This window comes from Brevibacterium atlanticum (assembly GCF_011617245.1).
In the GTDB taxonomy this organism is placed as follows: Bacteria; Actinomycetota; Actinomycetes; order Actinomycetales; family Brevibacteriaceae; genus Brevibacterium; species Brevibacterium atlanticum.
In genome coordinates this window covers 2007204-2023788 of sequence record NZ_CP050152.1, presented here as the reverse complement: position 1 = coordinate 2023788, position 16585 = coordinate 2007204, and the positions used below count along the sequence as shown (strand labels likewise).

The 16585-nt window shown below is 64.7% G+C and carries 15 protein-coding genes and 2 tRNA genes; 2 read left to right on the top strand and 15 right to left on the bottom strand.

All coding sequences use genetic code 11. The features are described from left to right. Window positions 1–168: 168 nt before the first annotated feature. The 6 genes from GUY23_RS09020 to GUY23_RS08995 form a co-directional block, all read right to left on the bottom strand. Complete coding sequence (locus GUY23_RS09020; protein WP_166975882.1) at window positions 169–660, bottom strand: DUF3145 domain-containing protein; 492 nt, start codon at window positions 658–660, stop codon at window positions 169–171. A 148-nt stretch (window positions 661–808) separates the two neighbouring features. Further along, window positions 809–885, bottom strand: a tRNA-Ile gene (locus GUY23_RS09015). 91 nt (window positions 886–976) lie between these two features. Next, window positions 977–2248 (bottom strand): EAL domain-containing protein, encoded by a 1272-nt coding sequence (locus GUY23_RS09010; protein WP_228282818.1) that lies wholly within the window; start codon window positions 2246–2248, stop codon window positions 977–979. A gap of 138 nt (window positions 2249–2386) precedes the next feature. Next, complete coding sequence (locus GUY23_RS09005; RefSeq protein WP_166975879.1) at window positions 2387–3808, bottom strand: MFS transporter; 1422 nt, start codon at window positions 3806–3808, stop codon at window positions 2387–2389. A gap of 91 nt (window positions 3809–3899) precedes the next feature. Beyond that, window positions 3900–4940, bottom strand: coding sequence for an LLM class flavin-dependent oxidoreductase (locus tag GUY23_RS09000; protein ID WP_166971599.1), 1041 nt, complete (start codon window positions 4938–4940; stop codon window positions 3900–3902). 82 nt (window positions 4941–5022) lie between these two features. Then, window positions 5023–5095: transfer RNA gene (locus GUY23_RS08995), tRNA-Asn, on the bottom strand. A 234-nt stretch (window positions 5096–5329) separates the two neighbouring features. Here GUY23_RS08995 and GUY23_RS08990 point away from each other — a divergent pair. Both GUY23_RS08990 and GUY23_RS08985 read left to right on the top strand, forming a co-directional pair. Further along, the gene (locus tag GUY23_RS08990; protein WP_228282816.1) at window positions 5330–6241 is read left to right on the top strand and encodes a DMT family transporter; all 912 of its coding nucleotides are present in this window, start codon (window positions 5330–5332) and stop codon (window positions 6239–6241) included. A 3-nt stretch (window positions 6242–6244) separates the two neighbouring features. After that, complete coding sequence (locus tag GUY23_RS08985) at window positions 6245–7453, top strand: glycosyltransferase (protein WP_323127163.1); 1209 nt, start codon at window positions 6245–6247, stop codon at window positions 7451–7453. A 35-nt stretch (window positions 7454–7488) separates the two neighbouring features. On the opposite strand, the gene gluQRS is transcribed toward GUY23_RS08985, so the two are convergent. The 9 genes from gluQRS to modA all read right to left on the bottom strand — a co-directional run bounded on the left by gluQRS (window position 7489) and on the right by modA (window position 16561). Beyond that, window positions 7489–8475, bottom strand: a complete 987-nt coding sequence (gene gluQRS / locus GUY23_RS08980) for a tRNA glutamyl-Q(34) synthetase GluQRS (protein ID WP_166971597.1) — start codon at window positions 8473–8475, stop codon at window positions 7489–7491. Then, window positions 8472–8831, bottom strand: coding sequence for a GNAT family N-acetyltransferase (locus GUY23_RS08975; RefSeq protein ID WP_407647385.1), 360 nt, complete (start codon window positions 8829–8831; stop codon window positions 8472–8474). Before GUY23_RS08975 ends, gluQRS begins: the two co-directional genes overlap by 4 nt. Window positions 8832–8964: 133 nt before the next feature. Further along, window positions 8965–9807, bottom strand: coding sequence for an amino acid ABC transporter permease (locus tag GUY23_RS08970; RefSeq protein WP_166971595.1), 843 nt, complete (start codon window positions 9805–9807; stop codon window positions 8965–8967). Next, window positions 9804–10466: an amino acid ABC transporter permease gene (locus tag GUY23_RS08965; protein WP_166971593.1), complete on the bottom strand. Its 663-nt coding sequence runs from the start codon at window positions 10464–10466 to the stop codon at window positions 9804–9806. The genes GUY23_RS08970 and GUY23_RS08965 overlap by 4 nt, the downstream gene beginning before the upstream one ends. Window positions 10467–10536: 70 nt before the next feature. Beyond that, on the bottom strand, window positions 10537–11430 hold the full coding sequence (locus GUY23_RS08960; RefSeq protein WP_166971591.1) for a glutamate ABC transporter substrate-binding protein: 894 nt from the start codon (window positions 11428–11430) through the stop codon (window positions 10537–10539). A 47-nt stretch (window positions 11431–11477) separates the two neighbouring features. After that, a complete protein-coding gene (locus GUY23_RS08955) occupies window positions 11478–12227 on the bottom strand; it encodes an amino acid ABC transporter ATP-binding protein (protein WP_166971589.1) in 750 nt (249 codons plus the stop codon). A 148-nt stretch (window positions 12228–12375) separates the two neighbouring features. Beyond that, complete coding sequence (locus GUY23_RS08950) at window positions 12376–14067, bottom strand: AMP-binding protein (protein WP_166971587.1); 1692 nt, start codon at window positions 14065–14067, stop codon at window positions 12376–12378. 32 nt (window positions 14068–14099) lie between these two features. Beyond that, window positions 14100–15791: an ABC transporter permease gene (locus GUY23_RS08945; protein ID WP_166971585.1), complete on the bottom strand. Its 1692-nt coding sequence runs from the start codon at window positions 15789–15791 to the stop codon at window positions 14100–14102. Continuing rightward, a complete protein-coding gene (gene modA, locus GUY23_RS08940) occupies window positions 15791–16561 on the bottom strand; it encodes a molybdate ABC transporter substrate-binding protein (RefSeq protein ID WP_166971583.1) in 771 nt (256 codons plus the stop codon). Before modA ends, GUY23_RS08945 begins: the two co-directional genes overlap by 1 nt. Window positions 16562–16585: the final 24 nt, after the last annotated feature.

Below are 16585 nucleotides of genomic sequence, written 5' to 3'. Positions count from 1 at the left end.
GGGCCGTTTGCGTCTGCGAGTTCACCGTGACGCGAGTTCAACTGCTGTAATCAAATGTTCTCACGCACGCTTCAGGGCACACCCGAGGTAGGAAGGTGTGCCCTGAAGCGGTATTCGTAACAGCTGTCGCCGTCATCGAGCGACGACGGCCGACCGGAGCAGCGCGGTTCAGCCGACCTTGGTCAGCCAGCGGACGGGCGCGCCCTCACCGGCGTGACGGAAGGCGTCGAGTTCTTCGTCCCACGCCTCGCCGAGTGCAGTTGCCATCTCTGCGGAGAATTTCGCAGGGTCACCTGCGGCACGTTCCATGACGGAGCGGATGCGGTCTTCGGGGACGAGGATGTTGCCGGCCGTGTCGGTGACAGCGTGGTAGATGCCGAGATCCGGGGTATGGCTCCAGCGGCCGCCGTCGACACCTGCTGAGGGTTCTTCGGTGACCTCATAGCGGAGCGAGTCCCACCCGCGCAACGCTGAAGCGATACGGGCTCCGGACCCTGCAGGCGCACGCCAGCAGACTTCTGCACGCACGAGTCCGGGTGCTGCCGGCTGGGGTGTCCAGTCGAAGCGTGCTTGCGCGCCGATCGCCCCGCCCGCGGCCCATTCGATGTGAGGGCACAGCGCACGAGGTGCTGAGTGGACGAAGAGTACGCCCTGTGTCATATCCATTTCTGCCTCCTACCTCGGATACGTCTTCCCCTACGATCCGAAAGGAGGTGCTGACCACATGATAGTCCATGTTCGGCCAGCGGCCAAGCATCAAAGACGCTGGTGATGTCGGGTGTCTGTCGTGGGCATGCAATGCCCCGCGTGGTGCCCCCGGCCGGACTTGAACCGGCGACCAAAGAATTATGAGTTCCCTGCTCTGACCAGCTGAGCTACGGGGGCCGACCGAGACAAGATTAGCACCAACGACGCACCCGGTCCCATTCGGACGACGCAGTCCCTGCCATCAACCCGGCAGCCGCCTCGGCGAGGGTCAGGCGCGCTGTGTCGCCGCCGCGCCGTTGAGCGGTGCGACACGGGTGAGGACGCTGCGTGCGGCGTCGACGCAGGTGTATCGATCAGTGGTGATGTAGACGTCGTACTCAGTCTGGCCATCGCTGCCGGGATCGTTTCGCTTCGATGCGGCGACCAAGCCTGACCAGTCGGGGCCGACCACGACGACACCGTGCTCATTGCGCATCGGATCCGAGGCGTCGACGAGTCCGGTGCGCACTCCGGGGATCGGCGGTCCGTCGAATCCTCCCGAGAACATGGCGGTGAGACCGACGGTGTCGCGGATCTTCTCATAACGGAGTCGAGTCGGCTCGGAGAACGTCTCGTCCTCACCGAAGACACCGAGCGTGATCGTCGCCGTCCCCGACGCCAGCGCACGTTCTTCGAGCGCAGCGATCTGAGCGATGAGCATCTCACGGTTCATCACCAGCGGTTCACGACGCAGGCCCTGAGAGATGGAGTACGGAGTGCCCAGCGCCGGCAGGTTGCGCGAGTAGTGCGAGACGAGTGCATCCTCTTTCGGCTCGTCGAACGGCGGCGGCTCCTGCGACGCCTCCCCGAAATAGGGTCCGGACATGAAGCGTGCACCAAGCGCGCGCACCCGGTCAAGATCGTCCTCGCTCTCGACTCCATCGGCGAGGATGACCGCGCCGGTGCGTTCGATATGGGCGTGGAGCAGGCGGTTGAGTTCGGCCAGATGCGAATCCGAATCGATGCGCAGCACGTCCGGGTGAAGCCCGACGACCGAAGGGTTGACGAGGGGAACGAACGAGGCACTGCGGAGATCGGCTCCCACCGCCGACATCCCCACTCCCCAACCGAGTGATCGGGCCGAGCGCACTGATCGCAGCACCGAGGCGGGTGAGTTCGCGACACGATTGGCGTCGAGCTGGAGGATGACGGACCGGTCCGGTTCTCCCGTGCGGTCTTCGAGCGTGGCGAAGGACTCCGCCTCGGAGTGGAGGAACAGCCGGTTCGACTTCGGCAGTCCGGCACCCTCGGCTGTCCGCAGTGCAGTATCACGCAGGGACGCATCGATATCGCCGATCATCGATGAGTCGTGCATCGCCGATCGCAGATTCTCGGATTCCGCACGGCCCAGTGCCGGGTCTCCGATGGGGGCCTGCAGGATCTGATGTCCGACTCGATGGAAGGTGAAGGCGTCGACGACCGGTGCGAAATAGGTTTCGATCCCGCCCGAGCGCACGAGATCCTCGAGTGCCAGGTCGTCTTCTGGTACAGCCTCGACCACTGTGTTTCCTTCCGTGGGCTGATGTGCGTTCACAGTCTTCCACATTCGGACACAGCGGATTGTCTAAAATACGTAACATTATTGCGCTGACAGCTGAGGGAGTGTGACGACTCTGTCGAGAACCTCACCGCGGGGAAATCACCCGCGGCGGCGGCCGCCTCGGCGAACTTCGCTGAGTCCGACCACGCCGGCGAGGATGACGATCACAGCGATCGCGGCGAAGGCTCCGACCATGCCCATATGCCAACTGCTCACGGCAGTGATCGAGAAGGCGAGGGCGGTCATGATCGCCAAGCCCATCGATGTGCCGATGCGCTGGCCGGTCTGCAGGACGCCTCCGGAGGAGCCAGCATACTTCAGCGGCACCTCCTGCAGAGTCAGCGTCTGATTGGGGCTGATCACCATGCCCTGTGCCGTTCCGATGAACGCGAGGGTGAGCAGCATCCACCATTCGCTGCCGATCCCCTGGGACAGCAGCAGAACGACGGCGATGGTCGCAATGAGACCCACGAGACAGGTCACGATCCCCCACACGACGAGGCGGCGCCCGATCTGGAAGACGAATCGCCCGGAGACATCAGCGGAGACGGCAGACAGCAGCGCTGCCGGCAGGCCGATCATGCCCGCTGCCAGCGCCGAATGCCCCAGCCCCTGCTGCATGTACATCGCCACGAGGACCCAGACGCTGGTCACGCCGAGGAAGTAGAGGGTGATGATGATCGAGCCGTTGCTGAAGCTGCGGATGCGGAACAGCTCGAGATCGACCATCGGCGGGTGACCGAGACGCGCATAGCGGCGCTCCCACCGCGTCCACACCCAGATCGCGGCCAGACCCAATGGCAGGGCAAGCCACACGAACCAGCCGACGGACGACTCGACGAAGGGCAGCAGGATGAGGAGCACACCGAGTCCGAGCAGAACCACCCCGACGGGGTCGAGGTCTCTGTCGTTCTTCTCGTTCACGGCTCCGTCCGCGACGGCGGGTCGCCAGGCACCGCTCGGCAGCCAGGCGCGGGCGAGGATGAGCGAGGCGACGGCGAAGGGGACGTTGACGAGGAAGGTCGCGCGCCAGCCGAGGTAGCTTCCGAACAGGGCGATGAACGCACCGCCGAGCACCGGTCCGATGGCGACGGAGAGTCCCACGGTCGTGCCCATCATTCCGAACGCACGACCGCGGGCCGGACCCTGGAAATACTGCTGCAGCAGGCCGACGACCTGCGGGTTGAGCAGCCCTGAACCCAACCCCATGAAGACGCGGGCGAGGTTGAGCGTCAGAGGATCCGGGGCGATGCCGGACACCAGCGACGAGAGCCCAAAGAGACCCACACCGATCGCGAACAGCTGCCCACGGCCGAAGACATCGCCGGCGCGACCGGCGGCGACGAGGACGACTCCGAAGGACAGTGCATAGCCGGTGAGCACCCACTGCAGCGCCGAGGTCGAGGCATGGATGTCTGCGGAGATCGATGGGAGGACGACATTGATACTCGACACCGACAGCAGAGACATGAAGAGGGGAACGAGACCGATGAGGAGGATCCGCTTCTGGGTCTGCGTCATCTTCGTCGTCTCGCTCACTCGTTCTCTCCTGTGTCGCCCGGCGGAGGGACCGCCCTCGAGCGACGGGCTCGCTGCCTGCGTGTAGTGTCGATCACTGCCATCCTACGTCCGTGCCCGCATCGGTCGGCACCCAGCCGAGAGCGGGTGCGACGTGCTCAGCAAAGGACTCGAGGATGTGGAGGTTGTAGTCGACTCCCAACTGACTCGGGATCGTCAGCATGAGAGTGTCGGCTGCGTCGACGGCAGCATCGGCCTTGAGCTCTTCGATCAACTGATCGGGTTCGCCGGCGTATGTGCGACCGAAGGTCGACCTGGTGTCGTCGATGATGCCGATCTGGTCGCCCTGACTCCCACCCCTGCGGCCGAAGTACAGGTCGTCGAGGTCGGTGGTGATCGGGAAGATGCTGCGGCTGACGGACACTCTGGGCGTCCACTCGTGTCCCGCCTCGCGCCACGCTGTCCGGTAGCGGTCGATCTGCTCTGCCTGCAGATCGCCGAATGCGGCTCCGGTCGCCTCGGTGAGCAGCGTGGAGCTCATGAGATTCACGCCCTGCTGCGCCGCCCATTCGGCGGTGGACGCCGATCCCGCACCCCACCAGATGCGACGCTCGAGGCCCGGTGAGTGCGGTTCGATCCGCAGCCTGACACTAGGTCCGAACTGCTGCGGATCGGCAGGAGTGAGGCGTTCGCCGCGGACGGCGCGGAGGAAGAGGTCGAACTTCTCCCTGGCCATGGTCGCCGCCTTCGGTCCGCTCGGGTCCTCATAACCGAAGGCCTCCCATCCGCGCAGTGCCGGTTCGGGTGATCCTCGGCTGATGCCCAGCGCCACCCGCTGGTCGGAGAGCAGATCGAGGGCTGCAGCCTCCTCGGCGAGGTAGAGGGGATTCTCATAGCGCATGTCGATCACACCGGTGCCGACCTCGATCCGCTGAGTACGTGCCGCGATCGTCGACAGCAGCGGAATCGGCGAGGCGGCCTGCGTCGCGTAGTGGTGGACACGGAAGTAGGCACCATTGACGCCGATGGAGTCGGCACCGACCGAGATCTCCACGGCGTCGCGAAGCATCTGCCCGGCGTCCAGTTCGCCTTCGGCGTCATAGTGCCCGAAACTCAGGAATCCGAAAGACCTCATGGTGGGTCAACCTGGTGCCGAGACTGTCTATTCCCACCAGGTACGACGAAGGCCCCGCCTGAAACAGACGAGGCCTTTGCTGCTCCCCCGGCTGGGCTCGAACCAGCGACCCTTCGATTAACAGTCGAATGCTCTGCCAACTGAGCTACGGAGGAATGCCGCAGTCACCTGCGGACGCGCTGTCCAGCTTAGCAAAGACCGGAGCAGGCAGACAAAACGGAAGCGAGTGCTTTAGCTCACAGACCTGAGGCAAACCCCACCGACTGCGCCCGGGTAGCCGTACAGTCAGGACAGACACAGCTGAAGACCGTCCCATGCCTGCAGGCAGACGGTAAACTCGAATCCGTCCCCACCACCACTCAGCACCCTCCGACCCCGGAAGAATCACTGTGACCATAGTGGCAATCGCACTCGCCGGCCTGGCTGCTGTCGCCCTCGCCTATGGTGCCCTGTACCAGCACGATGCCGTCACCGATCAGGACGATTCGCACAACGGCCTGAGCTGGGCGCATTTCGTCGAGCTGCTGAGCAACCGACGCTGGCTGTTGGGACTGTTCGTCCTCGGCCTCGGCACCGCTGGCAATTTCGTGGCCCTCGCGCTCGCCCCGGTCATGGTCGTCCAGCCGATCGGGGCGTTCTCCCTCATCGTCTCCGTGCTCCTCGGTGTCCGTCACCGCGGCCTCCAGGTCAACCGACGGCTCGTCCAGGCCGTCGTCTGGTGCACGATCGGGGTGACGGTCTTCGTCGCGCTCTCGGCGACAATCGCCCGTTCGGAGGTCCACCTCGGCGCGGATGCCCTGCCGCTGTTCTGGATCACCGCCGTCGTCGTCGCTCTGGGCCTGATCATCATGCTCGCGTTTCGGCACGCCCCGCAGCTCGTGCTCATCGTCTCTGCCGGGCTGCTCTTCGCGTGCGTCGCCACGAACGCCCACCTCGTCAGCGTCCAATTCCTGCAGGCCGGCCTCGCCCAGGTCACCTGGCTGAATGCATGTGCGCTGCTCGCAGCCGTGGCACTGGGTTCCTGGTTCGTCCAGAACGCCTACGCCGCGGGCCCGCCCGAGATGGTCATCGCGGGCCTGACCGTCATCGATCCGATCGGTGCCGTCATCCTCGGCACCGTCGTGCTCGGCGAGGCGGCCGATGCCCCCATATGGCTGATCCTCATCATCGCACTCACCGGATTGGTCGCCTGCGCCGGAGTCGTTGTATTGTCGCGGTATCATCCCGATGTCAGAGACCGAGAAGCTCAGCGCAGGAACGCCCGCCGTTCCGACACCATGACCGACACCGAGGAGAGCTGAACCCTGTCTGCGCACCGTCCCACTCCGACCCGCCGAATCCTCATTCCGGCCGAGACGTACGCCCCGGAAGTCAATGGTGCCGCGAAGTTCGCCGAACGACTGGCCGCCGGACTCGCCGGCCGCGGCAACGATGTCCACGTCGCCTGCCCCTCGGCCACGGGGAAACCCTCGGTCAGCGTCGAGGACGGAGTCACCGTCCACCGACTCACCGCCCACCGGTGGCCGTTGCATCCGACGTGGATGATCTGCATGCCCTGGGAGACGAAACCCGAGCTCTCCAGACTGCTTGACAGCCTGCAGCCGGATGTCGTTCACACCCAGGCGCACTTCGTCATCGGCCGCTACGCGTTCTCCGAATCGATCCGCCGTGGCATCCCCGTCGTGGCCACCAACCATTTCATGCCCGACAATGTGCGCCCCTATCTCAAGGCTCCTAAGGCCGTCCTCGACGGCGGCACGGCCATCGCCTGGTGGGACCTGCGCAGAAAGTTCCAATCGGCCGACTTCATCACGGTGCCCACCCAGTTGGCCGCTGATCTGCTCACGCAGAACGGGTTCTCCTCCCCTATCCGCGCGGTCTCCTGCGGAATCGATCTCGAGCGCTTCGCCCACCTGCGTGAGACCGAATCTCCCGCACCGAGGTCGGGTCCGCCGCGAGTCCTCTTCGTCGGGCGTCTCTCCTCGGAGAAACATGCCTCTGACATCGTCGAAGCAGTTGCGAAGACGGACCCTGCACTCGGCCTCGAAGCCGATATCGTCGGCGGCGGAGACCAGGAGACACCGCTCACAGAGCTCGCCGCGGAGCTGGGCATCTCCGACCGCGTCCACGTCCTCGGCAAGATCAGCGACCGAGAACTCATGGACGCCTACCAACGCTGCACGTTCTTCTGCATGCCCTCGACTGCCGAACTGCAGTCGATCGCCACGCTCGAGGCGCTGGCCTCCCGCAAACCCGTCGTGCTCGCCGATGCGGTGGCTCTGCCGCACCTCGTCCGCGACGGCGTCAACGGATACCTCTTCCCACCTCGCGACGTCGATGCCCTCGCCGACCGGTTCGCCCGCCTGTGCACGGCCTCGGACGCCGAGCACGAGGCGATGTCGAGCGCCTCGCTGGACGTCGTCGCCAAGCACGACATCGAATACACGCTCGACACCTTCGAGTCGATCTACGACAAGGTCATCACCGGAGCCCTGGGAACCTCAGCGGCCTGAACGCCGTCGAAGCGCACCGATACTCTGCTGGCAGCTCAGTCTCCCGACGGCGGAACGAAGACGGTGGGCTGCGCATCGAGACGACCGAAGTCGAGGTGGGCGACCATGTCATCGATGCCCGTCCAGTTCTCGTCGGCATCGTCGAAACCCAGTGACTGCTGCATCCAGGCGAAGACATCGGCGACGGTCCACCCGAGGGCACACAGCTGCTGATAGGTCACCGCACCATCGCGTTTGGCCAAACGTCTGCCGTCGCTGTTGAGCACCAACGGCACGTGGAGCCAGCCCATCGGCCCAGCCCCGAGCAGTCCGGCCAGGTAGGCCTGTCGCGGTGCCGAGGAGGCGAGGTCGTCACCGCGGAGCACCTCGTCCACGCCGCTGGCGGAGTCATCGACGACGACGGTGAGGTTGTAGGCGAACACGCCGTCGCCCCGGCGGAGCACAAGATCGTCGACGGTGGCCGTGACCTCTCCGAGGAGCTCATCATGGATCGAATGAGCGGCGTTGTCGGTGCGCAGCCGTAGGGCCGGCTGCCGCCCCTGCTCTGCCAGTTCTGCTCGTCTGGCCTCCCGGTCGCCCTCGCCGAGGTGGCGGCAGGTTCCCGGATAGGCACCGGGCGGTGCGTGCGGAGCACTCGGTGCCTGCGCGATGTCCTTGCGCGAGCAGTAGCATTCGTAGACCAGACCTGCCTTGTCGAGCCGGTCGATCGCCGCCGCATAGCGGTGCAGACGCGACGATTGGACGAGTGGCTCCTCATCGGGGGTGACACCGAGTTCGGCGAAGACGGCCAATTGGGACTCGGCAGCGCCGGGCTTGACCCGGTCGAGGTCTTCGATGCGCCAGAGGAAACGCCGGCCGGTCTGTCGCGCGCGGACGAAGGCCAAGAGTCCCGATCGGATGTTTCCGATGTGCAGGTCGCCGCTCGGGCTCGGTGCGAAGCGTCCTGCACCGTTAGCGGCACCGGGGCCCGTGTCCCGTCCTGCACCGCGGCCGACACCGTCGGCAGTCGGTCCTGCCGTCACCGATCAGCCACGAGGTCGCGGTACTGCGGGAATCGTTCGAGGTAGTCCACGACGTAGGAGCAGGTGGGGACGATAGTACCGCCGTCGGCACGGATGATGTCGAGGACCTTCGTGACCAGCGTGCGGGCGAAGCCGCGTCGGGAGTAGCCCTCGGAGATGATCGTGTGCTGGAGTTCCAGCGTCCGTGGATCGATGACTCGGTAGCCGAGGAATCCGATGAACTCCCCCGGAGTCCCATCGGTGAACAGCTCGAATCGTTCCCGGTCGTCGTTCTTCAGGACCCTGACCGGTGTGGAGCTGAGTTCGGGCTGCGGCATCTGCGACTCCTTGTCACGGGCGTCGGCGACGGAGAGCACCGACGACACTGTCTGATGGGGATCGGTCGCGCTCGACGGATATCGACCGGTATGGGCCGACCCTCTCTGTGAACGATACATGGTGACGGCTTGCCAGGTCGGGTGCGACCCGGCCCACCGCCACCACGGTGGCTCAGTCGACGATCTTAGCGGAAAGTCCCTCCGCCTCGGTGTTCGCTGTCGTCTTGCGCTGAAGCCTGGACTCGAGCCACCGGGCGAAGGCCGCGACGATCATGTTGATGATGATGAACAGGACCGCACCGACGATGAACGTCGGCAGCAGGTTGTTGTACTCGCGGCCGATGAGGTTCACCTGGTAGAGCAGATCCTGGTAGGTGACGATGAAGCCCAGTGCGGAGTCCTTGAGGAGGACGACGATCTGGGCGATGATCGTCGGCATCATCGCACGCAGAGCCTGCGGCATGAGCACGAGGCTCATCACCTGGCCGGGCCGCAGTCCGATGGCCATCGCCGCTTCCCGTTGACCGGTGGGGACGGCGAGGATGCCTGCCCTGATGATCTCCGCCAGCACCATGCCGTTGTAGAGGGTGAGGCCGAAGACGACCGACCAGAACGGGCCGATGTCGTTACCGAACATCAGGAACATCGCGAAGATGAGCAGCAGTACGGGTACGCCGCGGAAGAACTCGAGGACGATCGTGCCGGGGACGGAGATGACCTTCTTGTTCGACAGGCGCAGCAATGCGAACACGATGCCGACGACCATCGCGAGCACCGAGGCGACGACGGCGACCTTGAGGGTCGCGATCATCCCCTGGAGCAGCACCATCTGGATCTGCGCGAACGTGAACGGGTACCACTTATCGGCTTCCAACTGACCGGCATCGGCGAACTTCCAGATGACGAATGCCGCGATCGCCAAGAGCACGAGAGCCGAGACGATGGAGAGGATGACGTTGTTCCGACGGGACTTCGGACCGGGTTCGTCGAACAGCACTTGAGTGGGTGCGCTCATCGCATGATCACCAGCTTCTTCTCCAGGTAGTCGAAGACCCGTCCGAGCACCAGGGCCAGAATGAGATAGGCCAGGGCGGTGCCGAACAGCAGGGGGATGACGAGGTCACCGCGGACTTCGATGGCATTGCGCATCGCCGAGATCAGCTCCCGGTTGTTGAACGCCGAGGCGATCGAGGTGTTCTTGAGCATCGCGATGATCACGCTGCCCAGCGGCGGGATGACGGTACGGAAGGCCTGCGGCAGGATCACCTGACCCAAGGTCTGACCGAAGCTCAGTCCCACGGCACGTGCGGCTTCTGCCTGACCGACCGGGATCGTCGCGATGCCGGACTTGAGCGTCTCGGCCACGAAGCACGCAGTGTAGGCCGTCAGCGCGATCGTCGCGTAGACGAAGGAGTTGAACGAGCTCGTCGATCCGAAGCGGATGTCGAGGAACGGCAGTCCGAAGGCGCAGAAGAACATCACCAGCGTCAGCGGAGTGTTCCGCACGACGTTGATGTAGGTCGAAGCGGCCGCCCGCAGCACCGGGGTCGGTGACACACGCATGGCAGCGAGGATCGTTCCCAACACCATTGACCCGATCAGGGCGACGGTGAAGAGCTTGATCGTTCCCCACGCGCCGGAGAGGAACATCTGGAGAAGCTCCAGGAAATCCATGGCAGATTCCTTAATCGATGCGAGGGCGCCGGGTTCGGCGCCCTCGCATCATGTCAATCTGTGGACGGGGTCAGTAGCGGTCGACTTTGGGCATGTCGACATCGTCGGTGGATCCGAGGGTGTATTCGAAGGCCTTCTTCCAGTCGCCGTTGTCCATGCCTTCCTCGATGGCGTCGTTGACGGCGTCACGCAGCGCGTCGTCGCCCTTGGGCAGTCCGACACCGTAGGGCTCTTCGGTGAAGGGCTTGCCGACGACCTTGAACTCGCCTTCGTACTGCTTGGCATAGCCGCGGAGGATCGCGTCGTCCGTGGTGACAGCGTCGACGGATCCCGACTGGAGGTCGGTCACGCACTTCGAATATGCGTCGTAGGTGACGAGTTCGGCCTTCTTGTACTTGTCTTCGATGTTCTGTGCCGGGGTCGAACCGTCGACGGAGCAGACCTTCTTCCCGTCCAGGTCGTCGGGTCCGGCGATGTCGGAGTCCTCGGCCACGAGCAGATCCTGACCGGCGACGTAGTACGGTCCGGCGAAGTCGACGACCTTCTTGCGTTCGTCGTTGATCGTGTAGGTGGCCACGACCATGTCGACGTTGCCCTGCTGGAGGAAGGGCTCGCGGTTGGCCGAGACGGTTTCGGTGTACTTGATCTGGTCAGGTTCGAAGCCGAGGTGCGCGGCGACCATCTTCGCGATCTCGATGTCGAAGCCCTCCGGCGTATCCGAACCGGCCGAGACGTTGCCGAGTCCGGGCTGGTCCTTCTTCACGCCGATGGTGATCTCGCCGGCGTCCTTGGCCTTCTGCCAGGTCTTCGAATCCTTCAGGTCGACACCGGTGGCCACCGAGTACTCCGGTGCTTCCGCCTTGTCCCCGTCACCGGAGGATTCCGGGGTTCCGCCCTGGCCGCAGCCGCTGAGGGCCAGCATTCCGATTGCCACCGAGGCGACTGTCAGTCTGAGCTTCTTCATTGTCTCTCCTTGTGAGTGAGGTGATGCGGTAGGAAAAAGTGGTGGTGTCAGTTCGTCAGGATCTTCGACAGAAAGTCCTTGGCTCGTTCGCTCTGGGGGTTGGTGAAGAATTCCTCGGGTTCGGCGACCTCGACGATCTCGCCGTCGGCCATGAACACCACACGGTGTGCCGCCTTCCGGGCGAAGCCCATCTCATGGGTGACGACGACCATCGTCATGCCCTCTTCCGCGAGTCCGACCATGACGTCGAGGACTTCGTTGATCATCTCGGGGTCCAGCGCCGAGGTGGGCTCATCGAACAGCATCACCTTCGGTTTCATCGCCAGCGCGCGGGCGATGGCGACACGCTGCTGCTGTCCGCCGGAGAGCTGTGCGGGATACTTGTCGGCCTGATGGGCGACCCCGACGCGTTCGAGCAGCGCCATGGCCTGTTTGTCCGCTTCCGACTTCGAGAGCTTGCGGACCTTGATCGGTCCCAGAGTGACGTTTTCGAGGATCGTCTTGTGGGCGAAGAGATTGAACGCCTGAAAGACCATGCCGACGTCCGACCGCAGCTGCGCCAGCGCCGCACCTTCGGCCGGCAGCTCCTTGCCGTCGATGGTGATGCTGCCCGAGGTGATGGTCTCCAGACGGTTGATCGTCCGGCACAGTGTCGACTTGCCCGATCCCGAAGGGCCGATGACGACGACGACCTCCCGCTCGGCGATGTCGAGGTTGACGTTCTTCAGGGCGTGGAATTCGCCGTAGTGCTTCTCGACGTTCGTCACCGACACCAACGGTCGTGATTCATCTCTCATGTGAAGTGATCCTAGTGAACCAGAGCACACAAGAAAAACTCAGGCCCTTGTCAGAAAGAACTGCAACCGACTTGTGACCTCGAACTCGATCCGGCCGCGACCGCGGCCGGATCGTGCCCACAGCCCGTCAACACCGTGCTCTGCGGCCTTACGCGGAGGCGCCGTGGGCGATCTTCTCGCCTTCCTCGCGCAGCTCGATCTTGCGGATCTTGCCCGAGACCGTCATCGGGAAGGACTCGCGCACCTCGACGTAGCGCGGGATCTTGAAGTGGGCGAGCTTGCCGGAGCAGAACTCACGCACCTCTTCGGCGCTCAGCGCATCGAATCCGTCCTTGAGGATGACCCAGGCCATGAGCTCTTCGCCGTATTTCTCGTCGGAGACGCCGATGACCTGGACGTCGCGGATGGCCGGGTGGTGGTAGAGGAATTCCTCGACCTCGCGCGGGTAGACGTTCTCGCCGCCGCGGATGACCATGTCCTTGATGCGTCCGGAGATGTCGACGTAGCCGTCGTCGTCCATGATCGCCAGGTCCCCGGTGTGGATCCAGCGGGCGGCATCGATCGTCTCGGCGGTCTTGTCCGGCTGCTCCCAGTATCCCAGCATGACGGCGTAGCCCCGGGTGCAGAACTCTCCCTTCTGTCCGCGCGGAACCGTCTGCCCGGTGACCGGATCGGCGATCTTGATCTCGAGGTGGGGCATCACCCGGCCGACCGTCTGCGTCCGCTTCTCGAGCGAATCGTCGACACGGGTCATCATCGACACCGGAGCAGTCTCGGTCATGCCGTAGCAGATCGCGACCTCGGACATGTTCATGTCCTCGATGACTCGGCGCATGGTGTTGACCGGGCAGGGCGAGCCGGCCATGACTCCGGTGCGCAGTGTGGAGAAGTCGAATTCGGAGAACTGGGGATGTTCGAGTTCGGCGATGAACATCGTCGGCACCCCATAGAGGGAGGTCGCCTTCTCCTCTGTCACGGCGGCCATGGTCTTCACCGGATCGAACCCTGGGGAGGGCAGGACGATGGCCGCTCCGTGGCTGAGTGCGGCCAGGTTGCCGATGACCATTCCGAAGCAGTGGTAGTAGGGAACGGGGACGACCACGGCATCGGCGGGTGTGTAGGCGAGCATCTCACCGATGAAGAACCCGTTGTTGAGGATGTTGTGGTGGCTGAGCGTCACGCCCTTGGGGAACCCTGTGGTGCCCGAGGTGTACTGGATGTTGATCGGTTCGTCGGCCGAAAGGTCGTCGATGACCTGCTGCAGCCGCACCGCGTACTTCGCACCTTCGTCGTCGAGCAGCTTCCTGCCCTGGCCGATGAGATGTTCGAAGGATTCGTGCTCGCCGATCGCCGCTCCCCCGGTGAGGTCCTCGGGCACGGTGTCGAGGAAGACGAGATCGAGCGACGGGACCTTCGCGGCCACCTCGGTGGCGATCGCGCGGAAATCCGAATGCGGAGGTGCCACGATCTGCGAGATCATCAGCGTCATGCCCGACTGTCCGACCACGTATTCGAGCTCGTGGCTGCGATAGGCCGGGTTGACGTTGACGAGGATCGCCCCCATCTTCGCCGTCGCGTACTGGACGAGCGCCCATTCGGCCACATTCTGCGCCCAGATCCCGACCCGGTCGCCCTTCTTCACCCCGCGCTCGAGGAGGCCGATGGCCAGAGCGTCTGTGTCGCGGTCGAACTCGGCGTAGGTCCAGCGCCGCGCCGAGTGCCTGTCGACCAGCGCCAAGGCCTCGGGGTGCGCCGTCGCAGTGCGCTTGAAGTGTTCGGCGATCGTGATCCCCAGCAGGGGTTCGGTCGATGTTCCCGAGGAATAGGACAGTTCTGCCATGTCGTGATGCTCCCTTGCTTCGATACGCAGGACTACTGTGATCTACTGCACAGTATTCCTTCTCGGTCCTCAGCGCAAAAGCTTGCGAGGAAGTCTCCGCCGGGCACCTGAGTCGTCGTGTCGACGGCCCCCACACGGGACACGTAGGTGGCGCGTCCGGAATCGATGAGCACGAGTGAGGAGGCCAGTTCGATGACGTCTTCGACGTCGTGGGTGACGAGCATTGCGGTGCGTCCTTCGAGTACGCGGCGCATGACCCGTCTGGTCTCGATCCGCACGTCGACATCGAGTGCGGCGAGCGGTTCGTCGAGGAGGAGCAGGGTGGGATCGATGACGAGGGCACGGGCCAGGGCGATCCGTGCCGCCTGTCCTCCGGAGACAGCGGTCGGGCGGCGCTTGGAGGTGCCGCCGACACCGAGTCGGTCGAGCATCTCCTGGCCGCGTCGGCGCGCCTCCTGCTTTCCGGCGCCGCGGCAGCGCAGACCGAAGGCGACGTTGTCGATGACGTTGAGGTGCGGGAACAGCAGCGGATTCTGGGCGAGGTGGACGATGCCGCGGGCGTGGATGGGCGGCCAGACTCCTGCGTCGACGTCGAAGATGACGTCATCGCCGATCCGCAGGCTGCCCGTATCGGCGGCCAAGGCGCCGGTGAGGATCTGGAAGAGCGTCGACTTCCCGGCCCCGTTGCGGCCGATGATCGCCGTCGTCGCGCCGCCCGGCACCGTGATGTCGAGTTGGCACCCGCGTTCGGCCAGTGACGCCTGCAGGCTGAGGTCGGGGTGGGCATCCGGGAACTCCCGCCGAGGCGGCCGTGAGGTCGCTGCCGTCGGAGCGGTGGAGCCGGCGCGGCTCTTGTGGGCTGTGGGCGCGGAATCGGTTGCGCGGGCGTCGTCGAGGTTCGCCGGTGACAGCGGTGCGGGACGGCGCACACGCGGGGCATGCGGCGAACGGTAGGCGAGGACGATGATGATGAGCGCTGCGAGGACGAGCAGAAGTGAGAGTGCGATGGCCGACTGCGGATCGGATTCGCGCACGAGGTAGATCTGCAGAGGCATCGTCCGCGTGACACCCTCGAGCGAGCCGGCGAAGGTGAGTGTGGCACCGAATTCGCCGAGCGAACGGGCGAAGCAGAGCACGGCACCGGTGATGATGCCGGGGCGCAGCAGCGGCAGACTGACGGTGAAGAACACTCTGGCAGGGGTGGCGCCGAGCTCAGCGGCGGCGAGCTCGAAGCGTGATCCCTGTGCCGCCACCGCGGTCTCGACCGACATCACCATGAACGGCATGGACACGAAGATCTGGGCGACGACGACGGCGGCCGTGGTGTACGCCAGGCCCAGCCCCGCCTCGGTGAGGGCGGAACCGAGCGGAGCCGAGCGCCCCCAGGTGTAGAGCAGGGCGAGACCGCTGACGACCGGCGGCAGGACGAGCGGCAGCAGGATGAGGGTGCGCACGATGCGCTGTCCGGCGAATCGCTTCGTCGCCAGCAGGTACCCGAGAGGGAACCCGATGGCGACGGAGACGATCGCGGAGACGGCCGAGGTCAGCAGCGACAGTCCCATCGCGATCCGCGACTCCGGTGCCGTGGCGACCGCGGAGAGGGTGCCCGGCTCGATCCTCGAGATCATCCCGATGATCGGCAGGAGCAGGAAGGCGATGCCGAACGCCGCTGGAATCCACAGCCAGGACGGCGCTGTGTCGTGTCTGCGGGTGCGTCTGCTCATCAGGGCGTGGCGAACCCGGCGTCCTTGAGCATTTTCACGGCGGTGTCGGACTGCAGGTAGTCGACGAAGGCGTCGGCTTCATTCTGGTGTTCACTGTCCTTGACGGTGGCGGCCGGGTACTGGTTGACGACCTTGTCCGCGCCTTCGAGGTCGACCATTTCGACCTCACCGTCACCGCGCGGGATGTCGGTGACATAGACGATTCCGGCATCCGCCTGCCCGGAGCTGACCTTGCCGAGCACATCGGTGACCGAGTTCTCTTCGCTCTTCGGGTCGAGTTTCACGTCGTTCTGGTCAGCCCACTTCTCCGTGGCCGAACCGCAGGGCACCTGCGGGGCGCAGATGACGAGATCCTTGCCCGCGAAGTCCTTGGGCGTCGTGATCTTCTCGGGGTTGCCCTTGCCGACGGCCAGGGCGAGGGTGTTGGAGGCGAAGATCTTCGGCTCGCCGGCGAGCAGGTCGTCGCCTTCCAGCGTCTTCATGTTCTTCTCATCCGCAGTGGCGATGACGTCGGCAGGAGCGCCCTCGGAGATCTGGGAGACGAGGTCGGAGGACCCGGCGAAGGAGAACTTCACGTCCGAGACCTCGGGGTTCTGCTTCGTGAACTTGTCGGCGATGTCGGCGAAGACATCGGTGAGCGAGGCGGCGGCGAAGACGGTGATCTCAGTCTTCTCTGCCGAACCACCACCCGCATCGGTCGAAGAGCCGGAGGAGCATGCGGTCAGGGTCAGGGCTGCGACGGCGCAGAGCCCGATGAGAGTCTTCTTCATGCTCCTATTGAACCCGCAGATGCG